The sequence below is a fragment of the Caballeronia sp. KNU42 genome, assembly GCF_053760385.1.
Genome location: NZ_CM132389.1, coordinates 2,180,987 through 2,204,389 on the forward strand (window position 1 = coordinate 2,180,987; position 23,403 = coordinate 2,204,389).

18 protein-coding genes are annotated in these 23,403 nt (G+C 61.6%); 6 read left to right on the top strand and 12 right to left on the bottom strand.

Annotated features, from left to right (window positions below):
* Positions 1–9: 9 nt before the first annotated feature.
* The 7 genes from ACSOSP_RS29130 to ACSOSP_RS29160 all read right to left on the bottom strand — a co-directional run bounded on the left by ACSOSP_RS29130 (position 10) and on the right by ACSOSP_RS29160 (position 6,854).
* The gene (locus ACSOSP_RS29130; protein ID WP_455311928.1) at positions 10–921 is read right to left on the bottom strand and encodes a ribokinase; all 912 of its coding nucleotides are present in this window, start codon (positions 919–921) and stop codon (positions 10–12) included.
* Positions 918–1,676, bottom strand: a complete 759-nt coding sequence (locus tag ACSOSP_RS29135; protein WP_455311929.1) for a glutamine amidotransferase — start codon at positions 1,674–1,676, stop codon at positions 918–920. Before ACSOSP_RS29135 ends, ACSOSP_RS29130 begins: the two co-directional genes overlap by 4 nt.
* An 88-nt stretch (positions 1,677–1,764) precedes the next feature.
* Positions 1,765–2,844 carry a phosphotriesterase family protein gene (locus tag ACSOSP_RS29140; RefSeq protein WP_455311930.1) on the bottom strand — a complete coding sequence of 360 codons (1,080 nt, stop codon included), beginning with the start codon at positions 2,842–2,844 and terminating at the stop codon, positions 1,765–1,767.
* A gap of 3 nt (positions 2,845–2,847) precedes the next feature.
* A complete protein-coding gene (locus ACSOSP_RS29145; protein ID WP_035565133.1) occupies positions 2,848–3,852 on the bottom strand; it encodes an ABC transporter permease in 1,005 nt (334 codons plus the stop codon).
* 1 nt (position 3,853) lies between these two features.
* On the bottom strand, positions 3,854–4,642 hold the full coding sequence (locus ACSOSP_RS29150) for an ATP-binding cassette domain-containing protein (protein WP_455311931.1): 789 nt from the start codon (positions 4,640–4,642) through the stop codon (positions 3,854–3,856).
* 45 nt (positions 4,643–4,687) lie between these two features.
* Entirely contained in the window at positions 4,688–5,632 is a 945-nt protein-coding gene (locus tag ACSOSP_RS29155; protein ID WP_455311932.1) for a substrate-binding domain-containing protein, read from the bottom strand.
* A 202-nt stretch (positions 5,633–5,834) separates the two neighbouring features.
* On the bottom strand, positions 5,835–6,854 hold the full coding sequence (locus tag ACSOSP_RS29160; RefSeq protein WP_455311934.1) for a LacI family DNA-binding transcriptional regulator: 1,020 nt from the start codon (positions 6,852–6,854) through the stop codon (positions 5,835–5,837).
* Between the two features lie 164 nt (positions 6,855–7,018).
* On the opposite strand from ACSOSP_RS29160, the gene ACSOSP_RS29165 reads away from it, so the two are divergent.
* Both ACSOSP_RS29165 and ACSOSP_RS29170 read left to right on the top strand, forming a co-directional pair.
* On the top strand, positions 7,019–7,129 hold the full coding sequence (locus ACSOSP_RS29165; protein ID WP_455313704.1) for a hypothetical protein: 111 nt from the start codon (positions 7,019–7,021) through the stop codon (positions 7,127–7,129).
* Positions 7,116–7,382 (top strand): BrnA antitoxin family protein, encoded by a 267-nt coding sequence (locus ACSOSP_RS29170; RefSeq protein WP_455311935.1) that lies wholly within the window; start codon positions 7,116–7,118, stop codon positions 7,380–7,382. Before ACSOSP_RS29165 ends, ACSOSP_RS29170 begins: the two co-directional genes overlap by 14 nt.
* Positions 7,383–7,413: 31 nt before the next feature.
* Here the strand turns inward: ACSOSP_RS29170 and ACSOSP_RS29175 are convergent, their stop codons facing one another.
* The 5 genes from ACSOSP_RS29175 to ACSOSP_RS29195 form a co-directional block, all read right to left on the bottom strand.
* Complete coding sequence (locus ACSOSP_RS29175; RefSeq protein ID WP_455311936.1) at positions 7,414–8,928, bottom strand: efflux transporter outer membrane subunit; 1,515 nt, start codon at positions 8,926–8,928, stop codon at positions 7,414–7,416.
* Complete coding sequence (locus tag ACSOSP_RS29180) at positions 8,925–12,272, bottom strand: efflux RND transporter permease subunit (protein WP_455311938.1); 3,348 nt, start codon at positions 12,270–12,272, stop codon at positions 8,925–8,927. Before ACSOSP_RS29180 ends, ACSOSP_RS29175 begins: the two co-directional genes overlap by 4 nt.
* Positions 12,269–15,409, bottom strand: a complete 3,141-nt coding sequence (locus tag ACSOSP_RS29185) for an efflux RND transporter permease subunit (protein ID WP_455311939.1) — start codon at positions 15,407–15,409, stop codon at positions 12,269–12,271. Before ACSOSP_RS29185 ends, ACSOSP_RS29180 begins: the two co-directional genes overlap by 4 nt.
* A gap of 19 nt (positions 15,410–15,428) precedes the next feature.
* The gene (locus ACSOSP_RS29190) at positions 15,429–16,700 is read right to left on the bottom strand and encodes an efflux RND transporter periplasmic adaptor subunit (protein WP_455313705.1); all 1,272 of its coding nucleotides are present in this window, start codon (positions 16,698–16,700) and stop codon (positions 15,429–15,431) included.
* Positions 16,701–17,395: 695 nt separating this feature from the next.
* Complete coding sequence (locus tag ACSOSP_RS29195) at positions 17,396–18,418, bottom strand: LacI family DNA-binding transcriptional regulator (RefSeq protein ID WP_455311940.1); 1,023 nt, start codon at positions 18,416–18,418, stop codon at positions 17,396–17,398.
* Positions 18,419–18,621: 203 nt separating this feature from the next.
* On the opposite strand from ACSOSP_RS29195, the gene ACSOSP_RS29200 reads away from it, so the two are divergent.
* From ACSOSP_RS29200 to ACSOSP_RS29215, 4 genes are all read left to right on the top strand, one after another.
* Positions 18,622–19,761, top strand: a complete 1,140-nt coding sequence (locus tag ACSOSP_RS29200) for an ABC transporter ATP-binding protein (RefSeq protein ID WP_455311941.1) — start codon at positions 18,622–18,624, stop codon at positions 19,759–19,761.
* Between the two features lie 116 nt (positions 19,762–19,877).
* On the top strand, positions 19,878–21,131 hold the full coding sequence (locus ACSOSP_RS29205; protein WP_455311942.1) for an ABC transporter substrate-binding protein: 1,254 nt from the start codon (positions 19,878–19,880) through the stop codon (positions 21,129–21,131).
* Positions 21,132–21,210: 79 nt separating this feature from the next.
* Entirely contained in the window at positions 21,211–22,116 is a 906-nt protein-coding gene (locus ACSOSP_RS29210; protein ID WP_455311944.1) for a carbohydrate ABC transporter permease, read from the top strand.
* 19 nt (positions 22,117–22,135) lie between these two features.
* A complete protein-coding gene (locus tag ACSOSP_RS29215; RefSeq protein WP_455311946.1) occupies positions 22,136–22,987 on the top strand; it encodes a carbohydrate ABC transporter permease in 852 nt (283 codons plus the stop codon).
* Positions 22,988–23,403: the final 416 nt, after the last annotated feature.

A 23,403-nucleotide genomic window follows, 5' to 3' on the forward strand; every position in this document is an offset into this window, starting at 1 on the left:
CGATTGAATTCAGGTTAGAGAGTTGAATAGCGCGAAGAATTCGGCGCGGCTGGGGAAAGCGGCCTGCGTACCCTTCCTTGCGACAGCAAACGCGGCTGCGCTTTGCGCGCGCTGCAATGCAGACGTCATGGCCATGCCCTGCGCAAGTGCCGCGAGGAGGGTGCCGCAGAACGCGTCGCCGGCGCCCACGGTGTCGATGGCGTTGACCGTTTTTGCCGGTATCAGCGCCGTGTGCTCGTGACTGCACCAGAGGACGCCTTCGGACCCCAGCGTGACGATGACATCGCCTGCGCCCGACGCCCGCAGCGAACGCGCGGCGTCCTCGGGGTTCTCCAGCCGCGTCAGCGTCGCGGCCTCTACGCGATTGACCACGAGGACGTCAACGTGGTTCAGCAACGGGCGGCAATCGAAGCAAACGGGCCCGGGGTTGAGCAAGGTACGACGTTCGCCCACATGCGCGTGATGCAGGAGCCCGGCTGTGATGGCTTCGCCCAGGTTGCCCTGCAGGGCTATCCAGTCACCGCTGCGGGTTGCATCGAGCACCACGTCCGGCGAGGGCACATAGCGAGCCGCTGCATCGTTGCGAGTCACGATCGTATTCTCGCCTCGCGGGTCGACCGTCACGATCGAGATATCCGTCATGCACGGCAAGCGGTCGATATGGCAGGTGTCGATACCTTCTTCCGCGAGCCGGGCCAGGAAACGATCGCCATCGGCGTCGTTGCCGAGTGCAGCAAACAATTGCACCTTGGCGCCCGCGCGTTGTGCCATCACCGCCTGATTCGCACCCTTGCCGCCGAAGTCGTGCAACGTATCGATAGCAAGCGAAGTCTCGCCGGCAAGCGGCAAGTGATCGACCCGAAACACCAGGTCGATTGCCGCATTGCCGATAACGCAAACGCGCGCTTCATTCGCGTTCATTTTTCATCCGCGGTTAGCCAGTCCAGACAATTCGTCCATAGCCGCGCGTTACCTTCCCAGGCTGAGAACTCCGGCGGTAGCCAGTGACTCGACATATCACTGGTCCACGCCAGCGTGCGTCCGCTACCGTGTGTCCCGGCGACTAACAAAGGGTGGCCCGTTTCGGGGACGGTTGCGATCAGCGTCGCACCCGTTTTCAACTGCACTTCGTTATAGCCCAGCAAGTGAGGCCACTGCGTTCCAAGCCCCTCGACCACCGGGTGCGTAGCCACCACGTCAGGGGTGAATCCTTCCGGGACTTCAACACGATCGTCATAAGGCAGGCAGGTGACCGGCAACACATCCTCGACCGGTGTGTTGCGGAACCGCGCGCTGCCGTTGATGCCCTGGAAGCTCAGGTAACCGCCGATCATCATCAATCCGCGCCCGGCCTCTACATACTCCCGCAGCAGCTTCAGACGGTTCGGCGTGCGCTGGCTCTTGACCCACGTATCAGGATGCAGCAGCAACGTATTCGCGCCGATGTCGGAAAGAATGATCGCGTCATAGGCAAGCAATCCGTCAAGCGTGGAGGGGAAGGCTTCCTGCGCTTCGTGGCTTGGCATATGCGTGATTGCATAGTCGCTGTCCTTGAAGATATCGAGGAAGATCGTAGCGCCGTTTTGATAGGTCACGGTTGGAAACTGGTCGAAGCCCTTGATGTGCGTCGACATGCTCGTCCAGCTCTCTCCGGCGAGCAAAACAGATTTGGTCATGCATGTGCTCCTTAAGCGCGCGGCGGACCGTGTCGGCGGCACGCGGCGCAAGGTGGAACCGGTTCACATCGTCTGGTGCGAACTGCCGTTATATGCCCGAGAAAACTCTCGCCGGGTTCGCAATCATCATTGTTTCAATCTGCTCGTTCGTGACACCATGGCGTCGCAGACGAGGCACGAAGTATTTGAGGATGTAGCCGTAACCGTGGCCGCCAAAACGCGTCAGCATGATCTTCATGAACACGTCCTGCGACATGAGGATCCTGTCGATAAATCCGGCATCGATCAGCGCCTTGATCGCGCGGGCATTCTCTTCGTCAGAGGGCGATTGCGCGTTCTCGTCGGCGTAGAAATACTCCATGCCGATCATGTCGTACTCGAGCCAGGCGCCGCGTTCGGCGAGTGAGTGCTGGTACTGCACGTCCATGTGGCTCGGGTTCATGTGGCACAGCACGGTGTGGTTCAGGTCGGCGCCTTCTTGCGCCACGATATCGAGTACGCGATGCCCGTGCCGGACCCAACCGGGCAGATGCACGGACAAAGGCACATGCGTTGCCGCACTCGCTCGGGCAGCCGCACGCAGCGACTTTTCCTCGTTGGCAGTGAAAGCTGCCGAGACGCCTATCTCGCCGATCATTCCGGCGACCACGCCGGGCTTTTCAGCAGCACCGCCAACGTCGGCAATCAGTTGAGCGGCCAGTTCATCGATCGACTTGTGTTTCACATAGTCGGGATGCGAAGGTTCGAGATAAAACCCCGTCGACATCACAATGTTCAGGCCGGTGCGGCGTGAGATCCGTTGCAGCGCGGCGGGGTCTCGTCCAATGCCGAGATTGGTCGGATCGACCACCGTATCGCCACCCAGTTCGCGGAAGCGCATCAGTTCTTCAACGGCGACGTCGGCGTCGAACAACTGGACGTTGTCGCGGTTCATCAGCGGATTCATGCGCAGTGCGCCCAGGATGCCGATATGAACCTTCTGCTCACCGATGAACCGGTCGCTGCAGCAACTGGGCGGTACCCACTTCCCCGATGCGTCCAGCAGGATGTGTTCATGCATCAGCGTGACCCCCATTTGCGCGACGGGGAGCGCTCCGAGCACGGTCATCACATGCCCGCTGCCCACGCCTATCGGCAGCGGTGCGTCGTGGCGGAAGATCGAACTCATCGCTTAGCCTTTCTTGCGCCGTTGCGCCGAGAAGATGCGCGTATTGAGCCATATCGCAAGCAGCATGATCGCTCCCTGGATGATCTGCGTATAGAAGGGCGAGACGTTGATCAGGATCAGCCCGTTGCCGAGCACGGCGATGGTCAGCGCCCCCAGCAAGGTGCCGAGAATGGTTCCTCTGCCGCCAAAGAGATCCGTGCTGCCCAGCACAACCGCAGCGATCACGGCGAGTTCAAAACCGACACCCTGGTTCGACGATCCGCTGCCAAGCCGTGCAGTTGTGATAAGTCCGGCGAGACCCGCAGCCGCGCCGCTGAGGACATAGACTTTCAGGGTGACGGCGCGCACGTTGACGCCCGCGCGCCGCACGCCTTCCGAATTGGTGCCTATGCCGGTGACATAGCGCCCGAAGCGCGTATGCCGCAGCGTGACCCATCCCGCGAGCAGCGTGACGATCGCAATGACCGCAGGCGTTGGCACGCCGAGCAAACGGCCGCGGCCGAGTTCGACGAACCAGCCGTCGTTTTCGATCGGCACGGAAAAACCCTGCGTGATCAGCAACGCAATACCGCGCACGACTGACAGCGTCCCCAATGTGACGATGAACGCCGGCATGCCCGCAAACGCGATGAAGTAGCCGTTGATGGCGCCGATCAGCGCACCCAGCGAGAGGCCACCGAGCAGCACGACAATACCCGGCGCACCGGCGCGCAACGCGATGGCCGAGAGCGCGCCCACCAGCGCGAGCGTGGAGCCGATCGACAAGTCGATACCGCCCGTCGTGATGACGAGCGTCATGGTCGTGGCGACGATCAGCAGCGGCGCGCTTTGACGGAGCACGTTGAGCAGGTTGCCGGCGGTGAGAAAGGTGTGCGTCGTGAGCGTGAAGGCGAGGGCGCAGACAATGAAGAATGCTGCGATGCTCGCTACGCCTGCATTGCGGCCGAGCAAGTGCCTGAGCGACAGGCGCGGCGCCTTGGACTTGTTGTCGTGCATGGCGAGTTCCATGTCAATTCTCCGCAAGCGCGCGTGCCGATCGCGCGCTGAACTTGTGGCCCACGATCAGATCGACGATCTCCTCCAGATTCGTCTCGCCGATCTTCCGGTCCGCGACGTTCTGGCCTTCGTACATCACGCTGATGCGGTCGCACACGAGGAACAGGTCCTGCAAGCGGTGGCTGATCAGGATCACGCTGACACCGCGCTCGCTGATCGTGCGCACGAGTTCCAGCACCGCTTCGACTTCGGCCACGGCCAGCGCGGCCGTGGGTTCATCCATGATCAGCACTTTCGGATCGAACGATACCGCCCGCGAAATGGCAATGGCCTGCCGCTGACCGCCCGACAGGTTTTCCACATCCAGCTTCGTGCTCGGGATGCGGATGCCGAGGTTGCTCAGCATGTCGCGCGCGTCATGATGCATCTTGCGATGATCGAGCACCTGCACACCGCAGATGCGGCGCATGGGCTCGCGGCCGAGGAACAGGTTGCCGGCCACATCGACCGTATTGCACAGCGACAAATCCTGATAAACCATTTCGATGTGATGCGCGCGAGCATCGCCCGGGTCGGAGAAACTGACCCGCTTGCCGTCTATCTCGATGCTGCCGCTGTCCGGTATCACCGCACCCGACAGCACCTTCGAGACGGTCGACTTGCCCGCGCCGTTGTCGCCAACGAGCCCGAGCACTTCACCGGGCATCACATGCAGGTCGACGCCGCGCAACGATTGCACGGCGCCATAACTCTTGGTGATGTTCTCCATGCGCACGCGCGGCGTTGCAGCATCGGTTTGCATAACGTTCTCCGAGGAAGGCTCAGTTGCCGGGCTTGATTGAAGGGCTTACTTGAAGACAGCCCGGTATTTACCGACGTTCGCCTTGGTCACGATCGTCACCGGCACCGAGATGTTTTTCTGGACTGGCTGCTTGTTGATGAGCTTCATCGCGGCATTCACGGCGGCATGGCCTTCGCCTTCCGGGTCCTGCTGAACCACTGCTGTCACGAAGCCGGCATCGATGCCTTTGATGGCCTGCGCGCTCAAGTCCCAACCGACAATCTTCACCCGGCCGGTTGCGTCCTGTGCTGTTGTTGCCGCGACGAGACCGATCAATGCAGGCTCACCGGTTGCATAGACGATCTGCAAATTCGGATTGGCGGAAATCAGGTTTTCGGCGGCGGTTTGCGCTTGATCCTGAACGTTTTGCCCATCGACGGTAGAGACTATCTTCGCACCCGGCACCGTCGCGATGCCCGCCTTGAAGCCATCGAGGCGGACGTTCTGGATGAACGAATTCAGCGCGCCCACCACGCCAATGTTCGCGTTGCCGCCAAGATTGGTCTTGATGTAATTCGCCGTGTACTTGCCGATGTCTTCGCCGACTTTCTTGTTGTCCACGCCGACTTGCACCGCATTGTCGCCATCGACGATAGCGTCGATGGTCACCACCGGAATGCCGGCTTTCTTGGCCTCCGTGATGGCGGGCTTGATGCCGTTCACATCGATCGCGACCACGAGAATGGCGTCGACCTTTTGCTGGATATAGGTTTCGATCGCGTTGTTCTGCGCGCTCGGGTCGTTGTTCGAGTTGAAGATGGCCAGCTCGACGCCCGCGGCTTTTGCAGCTGCTTGTGCTCCCTGGTCCATCTGCGTGAAAAACAGCGCTTCCTGGTTGATCTGCACCATGGCGATCTTCTTGCCTGCCGCCACTGCACTGCCTGCAATGGAAAGCAGGGCGGCGCTCAACAAGACGGCGGTCATGCGGCGGAAATTCACTGCTGCGCTCATTGGAATCCCTTTCCTGGTTGATCCGGACGTGGCTCACGCGCTCCATGAGCGCCCCGCGGCCGGTGGTTAAAGAAGGACTTCATGGGCGCAACCGACATTGCGCCGTTCGCTTGTAAACCGGTTTATAAAAAATTAATCCGCGAGTATTGGCCTGTCAACTATTTCAAAAAAGGATGCGGGTAAGTACGGAGGGAAGCGATTGTCAACCGGAGCGCGGCGGGCCGACCGATGCGCGTTCGATCAACTCGACCGGCAGGCGGCGCACGGCGGGCGAAGAGGTGGCTTGTCCGGTGAGCATCGCGACCAGCAGGGCGACGCCGGTCCGGCCAAGCTCGGCGGCCGACTGGCGCACCGTGGTGATCGGCGGCATCAGGAGGCTGGCGAATTCCATGTCGTCGAAGCCGACTATCGACATGTAGCCGGGCACGTCCAGCGCGCGTTCGCGCAATGCATCGAGCACGCCGACCGCGATGTAGTCGCTGGTGGCGAACAGCGCGGTGGGCGGTTGCGCGCACGCGATCAGGTCTGCGCCCGCGGCGCGCCCGAAGCGGCGGTCGTAGGCGCCGTAGCGCACGAGGTCAGCATCGAAGGGGACTTGGGCTTCGGCCAGCGCCCGCCGGTAGCCCTCCAGCCGTTCCTGCACGGTGAACAGCGTTTCGGGACCGGTCACGTGCGCGATCCGCCGATGTCCCGCGTCAAGCAGATGGCGAGTCGCCAGATAGCTCCCTTCTACGTTGTCGACGAACACCTTGGGCACGTCGGTACCCGGCACGTCCTCGTCGACCAGCACGATATTGGCGCGCTCGCCAATCAGGCTGCGCAGCGAGCCGTCGTCCGGGCGATTGGTCGCGAAGATCAGGCCGTCGAGGTGGCGGGTGTCGAGCCAGCGCAGATAAAGCGCCTCACGCTCGAGCTTGTTGCGCGTGATGCAGAGCGCGAGGCCATAGCCACTTTCGGAGGCGGCTTCCTCCACGGCATCCGCGAGCTCGGCGAAAAACGGATTGGCGACTTCGGGCATGGCGAGGCCAATGGTCTCACTGCTGCCGATGCTCAGGCGCCGGGCCAGACTGTTCTGGCGATAGTTGAGCGCGACGACGGCGTCGTCCACGCGCTTGGCGGTCTCGGGCGGTAGCGCGAGGCTGCCGTTCAGGTAGCGCGAAACGGTTGCCTTCGACACATCCGCCAGTTCGGCGACATCGCGAATCGTGGGTACTTTTGCCACTTGAGGGGTCCCCGCTGGAGTGGAACGTAGTGTAACGCGGGGGATTTTGTTGAAGGGGGGCTTCGTGGAAGCCCCGAGCGCAGGACTTTCTGCTATTAGAGTAAGTCGTTGAAATCGATACCTGGTTTAACCAAGGCGAGGAACGATATTGCGGCTTCGGTTTCATCGGTGATCGGCTGCATATGGTCGCGTTCACGTTCCGAGATGAAACCATGCGCGTCATCAGCCTTCGCAAGGCGAACGCCAGAGAGGTGAGAGATTATGAGCAAGCGTGAAAAAACCACTGCGGAAATCGAACATGAATTCGATTCAGCGGAAGTGCCAAGCGCCAACATCAAGGCGATGCGGCCGTTCTCGGAATTGCTGGAAAAGAAGCGCATGGGCCGTCCACCCAAAGAGAGCCCAAAGGTGCTTGTCACCAGCCGGTACGACGCCGACATCATCGAGCGGTTCAGGGCCAAGGGTGATGGCTGGCAAACACGCATGAACGATGCACTGCGCACGTATCTGAAAGAACACCCGCTATAACGGAGGCTTATTTTGGGGGCCTATCCCCGCGCTACTGACTCACAGGATTCACCACCACCCCACTCGCCGGGCTCCCAGCACTCGCCGCTTCCACCGGATGCCGCGGATCGTGCAGCGCGCTGTCCGACCAGCCGCCGCCCAGGTCGCCGATCAGCGTGGCGGCATCGAGCAACCTTGACTGCTGCACGTTCAGCGCGGTTTGCTGATTGTTCAACTGGGTCGCTTGCGCGGTCGCCACCGTGGTGTAGTCCACGGTGCCCGCCTGATACTCGTTGAAGGCAATCTCGGCGCCGCGGTTTGCATCGCGCACGGCGGCATCGAGCGCGTCGGACTGCTCGGCGAGAATACGCAAGCCGGACAAATCGTTCTCCACATCTTCAAACGCGGTCAGCACCGTGCCGCGGTAATTGGCGACAGCCGCCTGATAAGCCGCCTTGGCCGCAGCCACTTCGCCGCTGCGCTCGCCGCCGTCGAACAGCGTTTCAGTCGCGCTGCCACCGAGCGACCAGACGTAGTTGGCCACCCGCAACAAGCCGCCCAACGGCGACTGCGTAAAGCCGTCCAGTGCGGACAGCGACACCGTCGGGTAATACGCGGCGACCGCGACCCCGATGGCCGCATTCTCCGAGGCCATCTGGCGTTCGGCCGTCGCGATATCGGGCCGGCGCTGCAGCAACGTCGATGGAACTCCAACCGGAATGGCCGGCAGCGTGGGCATCGTGGTGCTGTGCGGGATGACCAGGTCCTCAGGGTTCTTGCCGACCAGCACCGCTATCGCATGTTCGTTTTGAGCGCGTGCCACACCGAGCGCAATCAGGTTCGACTGCGCGGTTTCGAGCTGGGTGCGCGCGGTGATCACGTCGGAAGGCGCGATGGTGCCGAACTTGTCCTGATCAGACACTACGTCCAGAAAGTGCTGGTACGCCTTGACCGTTTGCTGCAGCAAGTCGATATCAGCGTCGCTGACACGCAACTGGATCACGGCGGTCGCGAGCGCAATCTGTTCGGAGAGCGTCGCATTGGCGAGCGTCGCTTCGCTGGCCTGCGCGGTCGCGGCGTTCTCTTCAATCGTGCGGCGCACCGAGCCCCACAGGTCGGGCGCCCAACTGACGTTACCTTCGAGCGAGGCCGAGTTGTTCACCGTCTGGATGTTGGCCAGGCTGCGGCTTGCGCTGCTGCTCGACGTACCCGTTGCACTGCGCTGCCGCGTGCCCGAACCGGTCACGCCAATGACCGGAAACAGGCCTGAGCGTGCAACCTTGACCTCGGCGATCGCTTCCTGGTATTTGGCATAGTCCTGGGCCACGGTCTGGTTGGACACCTCGACCTGCGGTTCGAGTTCGTCAAGCAGCGGGTCGTTGAAGCCGGTCCACCACGCACCTTTCGGCCCGCTCGCATTCGGCTCGGCCTGGGTCCACCCGGGCAATTCGCGGAAGGTCGCGGGAACGTTGACCTGCGGCCGGTGATAGTCGGGACCGACCATGCAGCCGCCGAGCAGCAGGGCCGCCGCGGCGGCCAGGGGTTTGGAGGAAATCTTCATCTTCATGCCTTCGTATCCGTTTGCCCCGATTGCTCCGGCGGCCCCATTTGTTCAGCTTGCCGGTTCCACGGCAATCCGGAAGACCACTTGACGAGCTTGGAGCGCAACCGGTCCAGGTACAGGTAGATCACCGGTGTGGTGTACAGCGTAAAGACCTGGCTCAGGATCAGGCCGCCCATCACGGTGATACCCAGCGGCTGGCGCAGCGACGCGCCCTGGCCGATGCCGATCGCAAGCGGCACCGCACCGAGCACGGCCGCGAACGTGGTCATCATGATCGGCCGCAGACGCACGACGGCGGCGGCATGAATCGCCTCCTTGGCCGGCATGCGTTCGTTGCGCTGCAACTGGATCGCCACGTCGACCATCATGATCCCGTTCTTCTTGACGATACCGATCAGCAAGATCATGCCGATCAACGCGATCACGGAGAACGGCGTGCCAAAAATCAGCAGCGCGAGCGTGGCGCCGATACCGGCAGAGGGCAGCGTCGACAAGATCGTGAGCGGGTGAATCGAACTCTCATAGAGTACCCCCAGCACGATGTACACCACACCTAGCGCCGCGAGGATCAGCAGCGGGATGGTGCCCATCGACTGCGCATAGGCTTGCGCCGCGCCCGCGAACGCACCGTGGATGCTGGCCGGCATGCCGATTTCGCGCTCCGCGTCCTGAAGCGCCACCTGGGCCTTGCTGAGCGACCCGCCGGCGGGGAGGTTGAAGGAGATCGTTGCGGCTACCAGCCCGCTCTGATGGTTCACCTGTGTCGACGTATGGTTGTTGACGTAGCTCGCGAGCACCGGCAGCGGCACCATGGTCTCGGCCGAGGTGCTGTCCGCGCTGCCGCTCGAACTGCCGCCCTTGCTGTTGGAGATGCTGTTGTTGGTCGCGTTGGCTTGCGCGTTCGAATTCAGCGAGTTGGTGCTCGACGACGAACTCGACGCCGTGCTCACCGCGCTCGCGGCCGTCACGCCCTTGACGGTTGCACCCGGCATTTGCGTCTGCTGCGAACCGGTCGGATTGCCCGCCGCCGTGCTCATGAAAATCTGGTTGAGCGTCTGCGGATACTGCCAATATTGCGGCGCCACTTCCATCACCACGAAGTACTGGTTAAGCGCGTTGTAGATAGTCGATACGGTCCGCTGGCCGAACGCGTCATACAGCACGTTGTCGATCTGGTTCGGCGCAAAGCCATAGCGAGCCGCCGTGGCGCGATTGAAATTGACGTAGGTTTGCAGACCGTTTTGCTGCAGGTCCGAGTTGACGTCGAGCAACTGGTCGTGGTCCTTGTTGAGCGCGGTCACGAGCTTGGGCGTCCATGCGAACAGCGCGGCGGAATCATCGCTGGTCAGCGTGTACTGGTATTCAGCGGCTGACTGCCGTCCGCCAATCCGCAGATCCTGCTGCGCCTGCAGGAAAAGCCGTGCGCCGGAGACCGCGTTCAGCTTGGGCCGCAAGCGGTTGACCACTTCTGTTGCGGTTGCATGTCGCTGCGCCAGCGGCTTGAGTTCAATGAACACGTTCGCGGTGTTCAGCGCGCGGCCGCCGGTAAAGCCGGCCACCGACTGAACCGCCGGATCCTTCTGCACGATCGACTGCAACTGCGCGAGTTTCTTTTCCATCGCGGGGAAGGAGATGCTCTGGTCGGCAATGATCTGGCCGCCCAAAATGCCGGTGTCCTGCTCCGGGAAGAAGGTAGCGGGCAGCAGCTTGAACAGGAACACGTTGGCGACCAGCAAGCCGATCAGTAACAGGATCACCAGCAGCGAATGGTCCAGCACGGCAGTGAGCGAGCGCGAGTAGGCGTTCTTGAAACGATCGAACTGCGCCTCGACCCAGGTCGCCCAGCGAGCCTTCGAATGGCCGGCGTGCTCGCGGCTCAGTACATACGCGCACATGGCCGGCGTGACCGTGAGCGAGATCACGAGCGAGATCAGGATGGCGATCGACAGCGTCACCGCGAACTCGTGGAACAGCAAGCCGACAATGCCCGGCATCAGCAGGATGGGCAGGAATACCGCGATCAGCGAGAGGCTCATCGAGATCACCGTGAAGCCGACTTCGCCGCTGCCTTTCAGCGCAGCTTCCTTAGGACTCAGACCCAGTTCGAGGTGGCGCGTGATGTTTTCCAGCACCACCACGGCATCGTCGACCACGAAGCCGGTGCCAATAGTCAGCGCCATCAGCGAGAGGTTGTCGATGCTATAGCCGAGCAGGTACATCGGCCCGAAGGTGCCCACAATCGATAGCGGCAACGCCACCGCCGGCACCAGCGTGGCGCGCGGCGACTGCAGGAAGATGAACACAACCCCAACCACCAGCAGCACGGCGATGAACAACGTGCGCTCGGTGTCCGCCACCGACGCCCGCACCGACTCCGAGCGATCGATGGCCACGCCCACGTGGACGCTGCTCGGCAGTGTCGCCTCGATGGCCGGCAGCACGTTCCTGATCTGCCTGACCGTATTGACGATATTGCTGCCGGGCATGGGGTACACGATCACCAGCACGGCCGACTTGCCGTTATAGAGCCCGGCGTTGCGGATGTTTTCGTTGGAGTCCCTGACCTGGGCGACATCGCGCAATAGCACGGGCGCGCCGTTGCGGTAAGCGACGACCAGGTCGCGGTAAGGCGCCGCCTTATTGATCTGATCGTTGGACAAGATCACGTAGCGCTGGTCGCCCTGTTCGAGGTGGCCCTTCGCGCTGTTGGCGTTCGCCGCGCTGATGGCCGCGCGCACGTCCTCGAGGCCAAGGCCGTAGCTGTTCAGCTTGCCCGGCTGCAACTCGACGCGCACCGAGGGCAACGCGCCGCCGCCCAGCGTGATCTGGCCCACCCCGCTGACCTGCGAGAGTTGCTGCTGGATCACGGAATCCGCGGAGTCATACAACTGCGCCTTGGTGAGCGTGTCCGAGGTCAGCGAGAGCACCATGATCGGCGAATCCGCGGGGTTGTACTGGCGATAGCTCGGGTTGCTGCGCAGCGTGCTCGGCAAGTCTGCGCGCGCCGCCTGGATGGCCGCCTCGACGTCGCGCGCGGCGCCGTTGATGTCGCGGTTCAGGCCGAACTCGACCACGATCATCGACGAGCCCACATAACTGATCGACGTCAGCTCTTCCACGTTGGCAATCGTGCCGAGCCGCCGTTCGAGCGGTTCAGCCACGGTGGCCGCCATGATGCTCGGGCTCGCGCCCGCCATGTTGGCCTGCACCACGATCACCGGAAAGGCGATATTGGGCAGCGGCGCGACCGGCAACTGGAAGTAGGCGAGCGCGCCGGAGATCAGGATAGCGATCGCCAGAAGGGTGGTCGCAACCGGGCGCCGGATGAATAACGCCGATATGTTCACGGCGTACCCTCCTCCGGAACCGGTGGCGTGTCAGGTGTGTCGTTACCACCCCGGCGCTTGCGCCAGCGCCTCGTGCGCTCCGCCATGCGGTCGAAGAACAGATAGATGACCGGCGTGGTGAAGAGCGTGAGCACCTGGCTCAAGGTCAGCCCGCCGATGATCGCCAGACCCAGCGGGCGGCGCAACTCCGAACCCGTGCCGCTGCCGAGCAGCATGGGCAGGGCGCCGAGCATGGCGGCGAGCGTGGTCATCAGGATCGGCCGGAAGCGCAGCAGCGACGCTTCGAAGATCGCCTCGCGCGGCGCCTTGCCGTGGTTGCGTTCGGCGTCGAGCGCGAAGTCCACCATCATGATGGCGTTCTTCTTGACAATACCGATCAGCAGCACGATGCCGATGATGCCAATCACGTCGAGGTCGCTGCCAGCGATCATCAGCGCAAGCAACGCGCCAATCCCCGCCGATGGCAACGTGGAGAGGATCGTGACCGGATGGATGAAGCTCTCATACAGCACGCCCAGCACGATGTACACCGCCACCAGTGCCGCGATCAGCAGGTACACCTCGCTCGAGAGCGAGTCTTGGAACGCTTGCGCGGCACCCTGCAGCGAGGACGTGATCGACGGCGGCAGGTTGACCGCCTGTTCGGCGGCGTGGACGTCCTTGACCGCCGCACTCAGCGATGCACCCTTCGCGAGGTTGAACGAGATGGTGACGGCCGGGAACTGCGCCAGATGGCTGATCACGAGCGGCGATTTGACGATCTGGATCTTGGCGATCCCGGAGAGCGGCACCTGGCCGGTGCTGCTCGTCTGGCTCGGCAGATAGATATCGCCGATCGATTGCACGGTGGGCAGCGATTCGGGCTTGGCGACGAGGATCACCCGGTACTGGTCCGACTGCTGGAAGATGGTCGAGACAATCCGCTGGCCGAGCGTGTCGTACAGCGCGTTGTCGACGGTGGCCGGGGTGATGCCGAAACGCGCGGCGAGCTGCCGGTTGACTTCGACATTCACGCTCAGGCCGTCGGTGTTCATATCACTTTGCACATCGGCGATCGATGGAATCGCCTTCAGGCGTGCAACCAGTTCAGGCACGTACTTCTGGAACGCCTGCTGGTTCGGTCCGCGCAGCACGAAGCTGTACTGGTTCGGGGAGACCGTGGTGTCGAGCGTCAGGTCCTGCTCCGGCTGCATGTAGAGCTTGATTCCGGAGACATTGGCGACTTCGTCCTGCAGGCGCCGCGCGATCTCCTGCGCCGTGTCCGACCGTTTATCGCGGTCGCGCAGGTTGATCAGGAAGCGGCCGTTGTTCAGCGTCGAGTTGGTGCCGTCGATGCCCACGTAGGAGGTGAGCGAGACGACATCGGAGTCTTTCAGGATCGCATCGGCGAGTGCGCGCTGGCGCGTCACCATCGCCTTGTATGAGACCGAGTTGTCGGCCACGCTGATCCCTTCGATCACACCGACGTCCTGCACCGGGAACAGGCCCTTCGGGATCACGATGTACAGCACGGCCGTCAGCACGACGGTGCCTACAGCCACTATCAGGGTCAGGATCTGGTGATCCAGCACCCAGAGCAAACCGCGTTCGTAGGCGGCGAGGGTTTTGTCGAACAGGCCCTCGCTGATGCGCTCGAAGCGGCTCGGATGGCGTTCGGCCTGGGCCTTCAGGAGGCGAGCGCAAAGCATGGGCACCACCGTCAGCGAGACCACCGCGGACAGCACGATCGTGACCGCGAGCGTCACCGCGAATTCGCTGAAGAGGCGTCCAATCACGCCGCCCATGAAGAGCAGGGGGATCAGCACGGCGATCAGCGAGATGGTCAGCGAGAGAATCGTGAAGCCGATCTGCCCGGCGCCTTCGAGCGCCGCCTCAAGCGGCGTCTTGCCTTCCTCCAGATAGCGCACGACGTTCTCGATCATCACGATCGAATCGTCGACCACGAAGCCGGTGGCGATGATCAACGCCATCAGCGAGAGGTTATCGATGGAGTAGTTCAGCTGGTACATCACGGCCAGCGTGCCGATCAGCGACACCGGCACCGAGATGCTCGGGATGATGGTTGCCGGCACGTTGCGCAGGAACACGAAGATCACCGCCACCACCAGCACGATCGCGAGCCCGAGTTCGAGCGCAGCGTCTGACACCGACGAGCGGATCACGCCCGTGCTGTCCGAGACGACCGTGACCTTCATGCCGGCCGGCAGCGTGGATTCGAGCTGCGGCAACTGTTTCATGATCTGGTTCACGGTGGCGATCACGTTCGCGCCCGGCTGGCGCTGGACGTTCAGCACGATGGCCGGCGAGCCGTTGTACCAGGCGCCGCGCTCGACGTCCTGGGGCGCCTGGCTCACGTTGGCGACGTCTTTCATGAACACCGGCGCGCCGTTCTGGTAAGCGATCACCGTGTCAAGGTAGTCCTTCGGATCGCTGATCTGGTCGTTGCCGTTGATGGTGTAGTCGAGCTCCGGTCCGTCGAAGTTGCCCTTCGGCTGGCTGACGTTGACGTAGCTGAGCAGTGTGCGCAGATCGTCGATATTCAGGCCATAGGCTGCCAGCTTGTGCGGGTCCGCTTCCACGCGGATAGCGGGCACATTGCCGCCGCTGGTGGTCACCACACCCACGCCCGACACTTCCGAAATCTTCGTCCCGAGGCGGTTGTTGGCGGCGTCTTCCAGTTGCGTGAGCGACATCGACGTCGAGGTGACCGCCAGCGTCAGGATCGGCTGGTCGGCCGGATTCACCTTCGCATAGGTCGGCGGCGCGGGCAGGCCGGTCGGCAGGAAACTGTTGGCGGCGTTGATCGCCTGCTGGACATTCTGCTCGGCGATATCGAGGTTCAGCGACAGGTCGAACTGCAACGTGATGACCGAGGCGCCGTCCGAACTGTAGGACGTCATCTGCTGCAAGCCCGGGATCTCGCCCAGTTGCACTTCGAGCGGCGCGGTCACCGTGGTGGCCATCACGTCCGGGCTCGCGCCCGGATAGAAGGTCTGCACCTGGATGGTCGGATAGTCGACGTTGGGCAGCGAGGAAACCGGCAGCACGCGCACCGCGACGAGGCCCACCAATACGAGGGCGATCATCAGCAGCAGCGTGGCTACCGGTCTGAGAATAAACAGGCGGGAGATATTCATCGGCGCGTGGCTTCAGCCTTTACGAGGCAGCATCGGCCGCGGCTGCGCCCGAGGCGCCGCCGTGGGCGTGCTTGTGCTGACCCTGTGCGCCGCTGGCCCCGCTTGCGGCGGTCGCTGGCGCTTTGGCACCGGCGCCGTCCGATGCGGGCTTCGCCGCAGCCGCCTGGATCTTCGCGCCGTCGCTCAAGCGGTCGGTGCCGTCGGTGACCACGATGTTGCCCGCCGCAAGCCCTGACGTGATGACCGTGTTCTTGCCGTCGCTCGGGCCGAGCGTGACCTTGTGCACGGACACGGAGTTATCCGTATTCACCAGGTAGACATAGTCGCCTGGCGCACCGGTTTGCACAGCCGGCGTAGGCACCAGTACGGCGTTTTGCAAGGTATCGACGAGCAGCTTGACGTTGACGAACTCGCTTGGAAACAGCGCCTCGTCGTCGTTGGGGAACGTGGCCCGAAGGGTAATCGTGCCCGTGCTCGTTGCCATCTGGTTGCTCACTGCATAGAGCGTGCCGGTGGCGATCTCCTTCGAGTTGTCGCTGCTGTACGCGGTGACCGGCAGGCTCGCGCCGCCGTGCATGCGCTGCAGCACGTTCGCGAGCGAGTCTTGCGGCACCGTGAACTGCACGGTGGTGGGCTTCATGGTGGTGATGACCACGATACCCGGTGACGACGAAGCGGTGACGTAGTTGCCCGGATCGACGAGGCGCAGTCCGACGCGCCCTGACACCGGTGCTGTGATGCGGCAATAAGCCAGGTCGAGATCGAACTGCGCGATGTTGGCCAGGTCGACCTTCACCGCGGCCTCGTCCTGTTGCACGAGGAACTGCTGGTCGGCAAAGGTCTGCTCGGCAATGGACTTGCGCTCGTTCAGCTGCGTGAAGCGGACGAGGTCGGCGCGTGCCTGTGCAAGCGCAGCACGGTCCTTCGCAAGGGTCGCCTCGGCCTGTTGCTTGTCGATTTCATACTGGCGTGGATCGATCTGGGCAAGGAACTGTCCTTTCTGCACGTCCTGGCCTTCGCGATAACCGACAGCAGTCAGGTATCCGCTCAATTGCGGCAGCACGGTCACGGTGGCGGTGGGGGTCACCGTGCCCAGTTCGCTCAGGACTTCCGGCATCGAGCCAAGCGTCGCGGTGGCGACCGTCACCACTTGGGGCGGCGTCGCGCGCTGCGGCTTCTTGGCCCGCATCAAATGCACGACCACGACTGCGATCAGCACCAGCACCACCAACAACAGCAAGACACGCCAGCGCGTCGAGCGCTTTACCTGCGTGGAACCGGTGTCGCTCATACCGCTCATACCTGCGCCCTCCGAAAACAATCTTTGCCCTGGATATCCGGGTGGCCCGCTGAAGAAGCCGGCCCGGCAAGTGCCGCATGTCTCTGATCCCCAGTTCAGCCGGGGTATGACGGAAGCTCCGTCATGGTCCGCAAGATAGCTCGCTGAGTCAGCGGGGTATTCCTGCGGTTTTATTCGTTAGCGAAGAAGCCCTTGGGCAAGATCCGGCACGACGCAGGCGTGCTCTTCGATTCGCCTTGTGGCTGCTTCTTCAGGTCTCATTCCAGGTTAAGCGGACATGGCGTGGCATCGAAAGTATTGCGTCCTTTGTGATCGAACGAGTGCATACAAGTTCATTGGGCCGGATGCAATGCCATCCACGACGACTGGATAAGACCGTATCGCAGTGTAACGAACCGGAGGCTGATTGATGAACGATCGTGTGGGGTGAAGCATTCCGAACCATTACGATAAGAGCGTGCGTAACGCCGCGTAATACGACGGCGGACTTTCTTAAGAAAGTACCGCAAATGGCATCGATATGGGGTGCTATCGATAGTTGTCAGGTTTAAGAAAGCTAAAAGAAAGCTATGGATGCGCGAGCAATGCGCGGATGCCGGGATTTGAACCGAGATGAATTACAAATTGCTTGTGGATTACTAACTAAATAGTCGCGCGACGCGCCGTCGATGTCATTTGCCTGGACTTCAGGTTGATCCTGATCGACGCGGTCCGGTGGATGCACGCACAACCAGTGTCGGCGGTGGGGCGATAACCATGGTTGGCTGCATCGCGGGTGCGTCAATGAGCTTGATCAACCGGTCGACGGATAACTCGGCAATGGCTGCGGTCTGGATCGCGACGGTCGTCAAGGCCGGGTGCACCTGATGTGCGAGCTGGATATCCGTAATGCCGATGACCGACACATCGTCCGGCACCTTGCGGCCAAGCGTGATCAACGCCTGCGCGGCGCCAATTGCCAACAGGTCATTGGTCGCGAAAATGGCGGTGAGGTGCGGCCGGTTCGACATCAACTGCATGCAGGCGGCATACCCTGCGTCGATCGAGTCGCGGATCTGCAGCACGGCCGCGGCGTCCGCTTCAATCCCGGCCGCGCGCGTGGCGGCGCGAAAGCCGTTGGAACGGGCATCCTGCAAACCGCCGCAGCCATCGCCGATCAAGAGGCCGATCTCGCGGTGGCCAAGTTCAAGCAGATGTCCTGCGGCCAGCGCGCCCGCTTGCGCGAAATCCACGGCAATGCAGGGCAGGGCGGGCGGCGTCTCGGGATGCTCCCACATGGCAAGCAAAATCGGCGCGCTATGCATGGCGGAGGCGCACAGGTCGTTGATGGCAATGTCCGTGTTCATCACGAGTACGCCATCCGCCAGCGTTCCCGCGATCTGGTTCAAGTAGGCGCGGCCGATCTCCGCGTCGTCATCGGTATTGCAGACCATCAGGAAGTGGCCTGCCTTGCGGGCGGCGCGCTCGGCCGCCAGCACGAACTCGGGATAGAACGGGTTCGAGATATTGGAGAGCATCAAGGCTAACGTCGACGAACGGCCCTCGGCCAACGCACGCGCGTTGAGGTTAGGCCGATAGCCGAGATCGGCAATCGCCTTCAACACGCGGTCGGCCGTTTCCGGGCGGACTTTCTCGCGGTTGCGCAGCACGTTGGACACGGTCGCCGCGGTGACATGCGCGCGCTTCGCAACTTCGGACAAGGTGACCATTTTTAGGTTTTTCCCACATTCAGGGAATGCGATTCAAATGTTGCAAGCGATGGGCGACGTTGATAACTTCTGGAAAACACAACGGAGACGCTCACCATGACTTCTTGCATCGTACCCGAATTTAAGCGGTTAAATACACGCCACATAACGATCTGCCGCTCATTTTACGCAAAAATTTAAGCGGTTAAATCCGGGAGACAGACATGGCGGCAATTCGTCTTGTGAACGTACAGAAGTCATACGGTGACCACCCGCCGGTAATCCGGCGTGTGAACCTCGATATCGCACAGCACGAGTTTTGCGTTTTCCTGGGGCCGTCGGGTTGCGGCAAGTCGACCCTGCTCCGAATGATCGCCGGTCTCGAAGACCTGAGCGAAGGCGAGCTGCATATTAACGGGCGTCTGGTGAACGATGTGCCCGCAGCGTCGCGCGGCGTCGCGATGGTGTTCCAGAGCTACGCGCTGTTTCCGCACATGAGTGTGTACGACAACATGGCGTTCGGCCTGAAACTCGCGAAGCAGCCCAGGGATGTGATCGACCGCAAGGTGCGTGACGCCGCGCACATCCTGCAACTGGACAGTTACCTCGACCGGTTTCCCAAAGCGCTTTCCGGTGGGCAAAGGCAGCGGGTCGCGATTGGCCGGGCGATTGTGCGCGAGCCAGGCGTGTTTCTCTTCGATGAACCGTTGTCGAACCTGGATGCAGCCCTGCGCGGCCAGACGCGGGTGGAAATCGCCCGGCTGCACCAGCGCTTTGCCAACGCGAGCGTGGTCTATGTGACCCACGATCAGGTCGAGGCGATGACGCTCGCCGACAGGATCGTGCTGCTGCACGCAGGCGCGGACGCGGAGCGCTTCGGCAGCATCGCGCAGAGCGGTGCGCCGCTCGAGCTGTATCACCATCCGAAGTCGCGCTTCGTGGCGGGTTTCATCGGCTCACCGAGAATGAATTTCATCGATGCCGTTGTCGAGTCGATCGGGGCCGGGAGTGTGACGGTCAAGCTGGCGACAAGCGGCGAACGGCTGGCAGCTCACGTCGATGGCCAGCGCTTGCAGCGCGGCCAGCCGGTCACGCTCGGCGTGCGCCCCGAACATCTGCGACTCGATGGCAGCGAGCAGTCCATTCAGTGCGTGACCGTGTTGTCGGAGCGGCTTGGCGAGCACAGCTATGTGCATGCGGATCACGCAGCCGGCACGCTCGTCGCAAAAGCGCCCGGCGATACGTCGATCAGTCCAGGCGAGCGAATCCGCGTTCATGTTCCGGGGTCGGCTTGCCACGTGTTTGACGCCGATGGACTCGCGCTTCGACGCAGCACGCTCGAACCTGAACGAGTCGCAGCTTAGTCGTATTAGAAGCGCAGTAGAAGCGCATCGCGTTAAAACCCAATTCCGCCACAGAGCGGGTTACATCGTCTGGCAGTTAATCGCTGTCAGCTAACAAGGTAGTCAAGGAGACAAAGATGATTGCTCATCGCCTTCGCAGTCTGGCTCATGCATCAGCGGCGCTCGCGCTGGTAGCAGGTGTGCTCTGCTGCACCGTGGCCGACGCCGCCACACTTACGGTCAACGTATCCGCACGCGGTAACCAGCGTTCGACCTGGCAAGACGCATTCGACAAATTCAAAAAAGCCAATCCCGACGTCGACCTCAAGGTGACCTATATCACCGAAGAGGCGTACAAGGTCCAGATGGGCGGCTGGCTCGCGACCGATCCGCCTGACGTGGTCTCGTGGCACGACGGCGAACGCATGGCGTATTACGCGCAGCGCGGCCTGCTGGAAGACCTGTCGCCGGACTGGAGCAAGAACGGCTGGTCGCAGCAATATGCGTCGGTCAAGGAAGCGTCCACCTACAAGGGCAAGCAATACGCGGCGCCGCTTGGCTACGACGCTTACGGCTTCTTCTACCGCAAGGACCTGTTCGAGAAGGCTGGCATCAAGGGCGAGCCGAAGACCTGGGATGAATTCCTCGATGCCTGCGCGAAGCTGAAAGCAAGCGGCGTTGCGCCAATAGCGGTAGCCGCACGCGATAGCTGGACGCTTGCTGCATGGTTTGACTATCTCGACCTGCGTATTAACGGCAATGCATTCCATCAGCAATTGATGGCAGGCGAAATTCCGTACACCGACGCACGCGTGAAGAAGGTTTATATCGCGTGGAAAACGCTTATCGATGACCACTACTTCATTGACAACGCGCTGTCCTACGATCTCGATTCCATCGCGCCGTTCCTCGCGAACGGCAAGGCTTCGATGATGCTGATGGGCACGTTCTTCTCGGCGAGCATCCCGGCCTCCATCCGTCCGCAAACCGGCTTCTTCCGCTTCCCGGTGATCGACGCGAATGTGCCGACGGCCGAAGACGGTCCGGTCAACGTGCTGCTGATTCCGGCGAAGGCAAAGAACAAGGCTGATGCCCGCAAGCTGCTGGCCTTCATGGAGACGCCGCAGATCAACGCCGATCTCGCGAAGGGTTGGGGACAATTGCCGTCGAACAGTCAGTCCGCTGCGCCCGACGATGAAATTTCCAAGGTCGGTTTCCAGACACTCGCGAATACGAAGGGCGGCATTGCGCAGTTCTACGATCGCGACATGACGAAGGAAATGGCCGACGAAGGCATGAAGGCGATGCAGCAGTTCTATAGCGATCCGTCGCAACTCGACGCCGTGCTCGTTCGCCTCGAAGCGACTCGCAAACGTATCTATAAGAAGTAAGCCCTCGGCGCCAGCGGTTGCATGTTGAATGATGGTGCAACGGCTGGCGCTCGCACTCGATCCCTGACGAGGCCCGATCATGTCTGATTCCGTAGCGCGCCGCTTACCCGCGGCCCGGCGCCGGCACGTCCCTGCTACACGCCGTCATCAGCATCGCGCCGCATTTTTCTTCCTGCTGCCGGGTTGTGCGCTGTTTTGCCTGTGCGTGGTTTATCCGATCATCAGCAGCATTAATCTCAGCTTCTATAACTGGGACGGAATGACGCCGAAGACTTTCGCCGGCTTCGATAACTACATCGAATTGTTTCACTCGGACACGTTCTACACGGCGCTCAAGAACAACCTGATCTGGCTCGCGCTGTTCCTGCTTGCGCCTCCCCTTGGCCTGCTGTTCGCGTTGTATCTGAATCAGCATATCCGTGGGATGCGCATTGTGAAGTCGCTGTTCTTTGCGCCATTCGTGCTGTCGGGCGTGGTGGTGGGTCTCGTGTTCAGCTGGTTCTATGACCCGGGCTTTGGTCTGCTAAGACTGATTGTCGGCCACGGCATTCCTGTACTCGGCGATCCCCATACGGTGACGCTCGGCATCATCTTCGCCGCGCTATGGCCGCAGACGCCGTTCTGCATGGTGCTGTACCTCACCGGTCTGACGGCCATCAATCCGGAAGTGGTCGAGGCGGCCCGCATGGAAGGCGCGAAGGGCGTGGCGCTGCTATGGCACGTGATCCTTCCTCAATTGCGGCCCGCTACTTTCATGGCCGTGGTGCTCACCGTGATCGGTGCGCTGCGCAGCTTCGACCTGATCGCCGTGATGAGCGGCGGTGGTCCGTTCGACAGTTCCACCGTGCTTGCCTATTACATGTACGACCAGGCGATCAAGTACTACCGCGAAGGGTATTCCGCAGCGATTGCAGTCGTGCTGTTCGCCATCATGCTCGTCTATATCGTGTTCCACCTGCGCCGCATGCTGCGCGAAGAACGCTGATTTCCAGGAGTTACGTGTCATGTATCCACTTCCCGTCGAACGCTGGAAACCGCTTAACAGAAGGTTGTACAAAGCCTCGCTGCCGCTTGCATTGCTGATATGGCTATTGCCCATGCTGGCCGTGCTCGTTACCTCCATACGTTCTTCCGATGAACTGTCGCAAGGCGACTATTGGGGCTGGCCGAAGCATTTTGCGCTGATCGAAAACTACGGTACGGCGCTTACGCAAACGCCGATGCTGCATTACTTCGCCAATAGCGTGCTGATCACGGTGCCATCGGTGATCGGGGCGATCGTGCTGGCTTCCATGGCGGGCTTTGCTCTGGCTACCTACAAGTTCCCGGGCAATACGGCTGTGCTGTTCGCGTTCGTCGCCGGCAACTTTGTGCCGATCCAGATCCTGATGATCCCGGTACGCGACATGGCGCTGAAGGTGGGCCTGTTCAATACCGTATGGGCGCTGGTGATTTTCCATGTGTCGTTTCAGACCGGTTTTTGCACGCTGTTTCTGCGCAACTTCATCAAGCAGTTGCCGTTCGAATTGATCGAGGCGGCACGCGTGGAGGGGGCGAGCGAATGGACGATCTATCTGCGCATCGTGCTGCCGTTGATCCGGCCCGCGCTCGCCGCGCTCGGCATCCTCGTATTCACGTTTGTCTGGAACGACTACTTCTGGGCGCTGTGCCTCACGCAAGGCGATGACGCCGCGCCGATCACCGTGGGCGTCGCTGCGCTTAAAGGGCAATGGACGACCGCGTGGAATCTTGTGGCCGCCGGTTCGGTTTTGGCCGCGTTGCCTTCCGTGCTGATGTTCTTCGCGATGCAAAAGCATTTCGTCGCCGGTCTGACTTTTGGTGCAAGCAAGGGCTGATCGATTATGCGTCGCTACGGTTGGCACTTGAGCGTTGGTTGTTGGTTAGTGTTTCGGGGGCGGCGCTGGGTTGGTGCTTTCGGCGTTAGTGGTTGGGGTCAGTGCTGGGTTGGTGCTTTCGGCGTTAGTGGTCGGGGTCAATGCCGGGTTGCTGCTTTCGGGGTTAGTGGTCTGCGTGAGTGAGCTCATTTCTTTATCACTATTAGCCACTGCGCGTGGCGGCGCGTCATTTCTTTGTCCAAAGCGACAAAGAAACGAAGCAAAGAAAGCGCTTTCAAAACGCGGGCTCATAAGTTGACCCAGCGTGCAGCTTCGATGTTTTTGGCACCCCAAAAGCACGGTGCTCGCCAGAGCGACGGATGTTTGAACCCCTCCTTCTCGCGAATCCTGACACGAACACGCTTCGCCCCGTACGC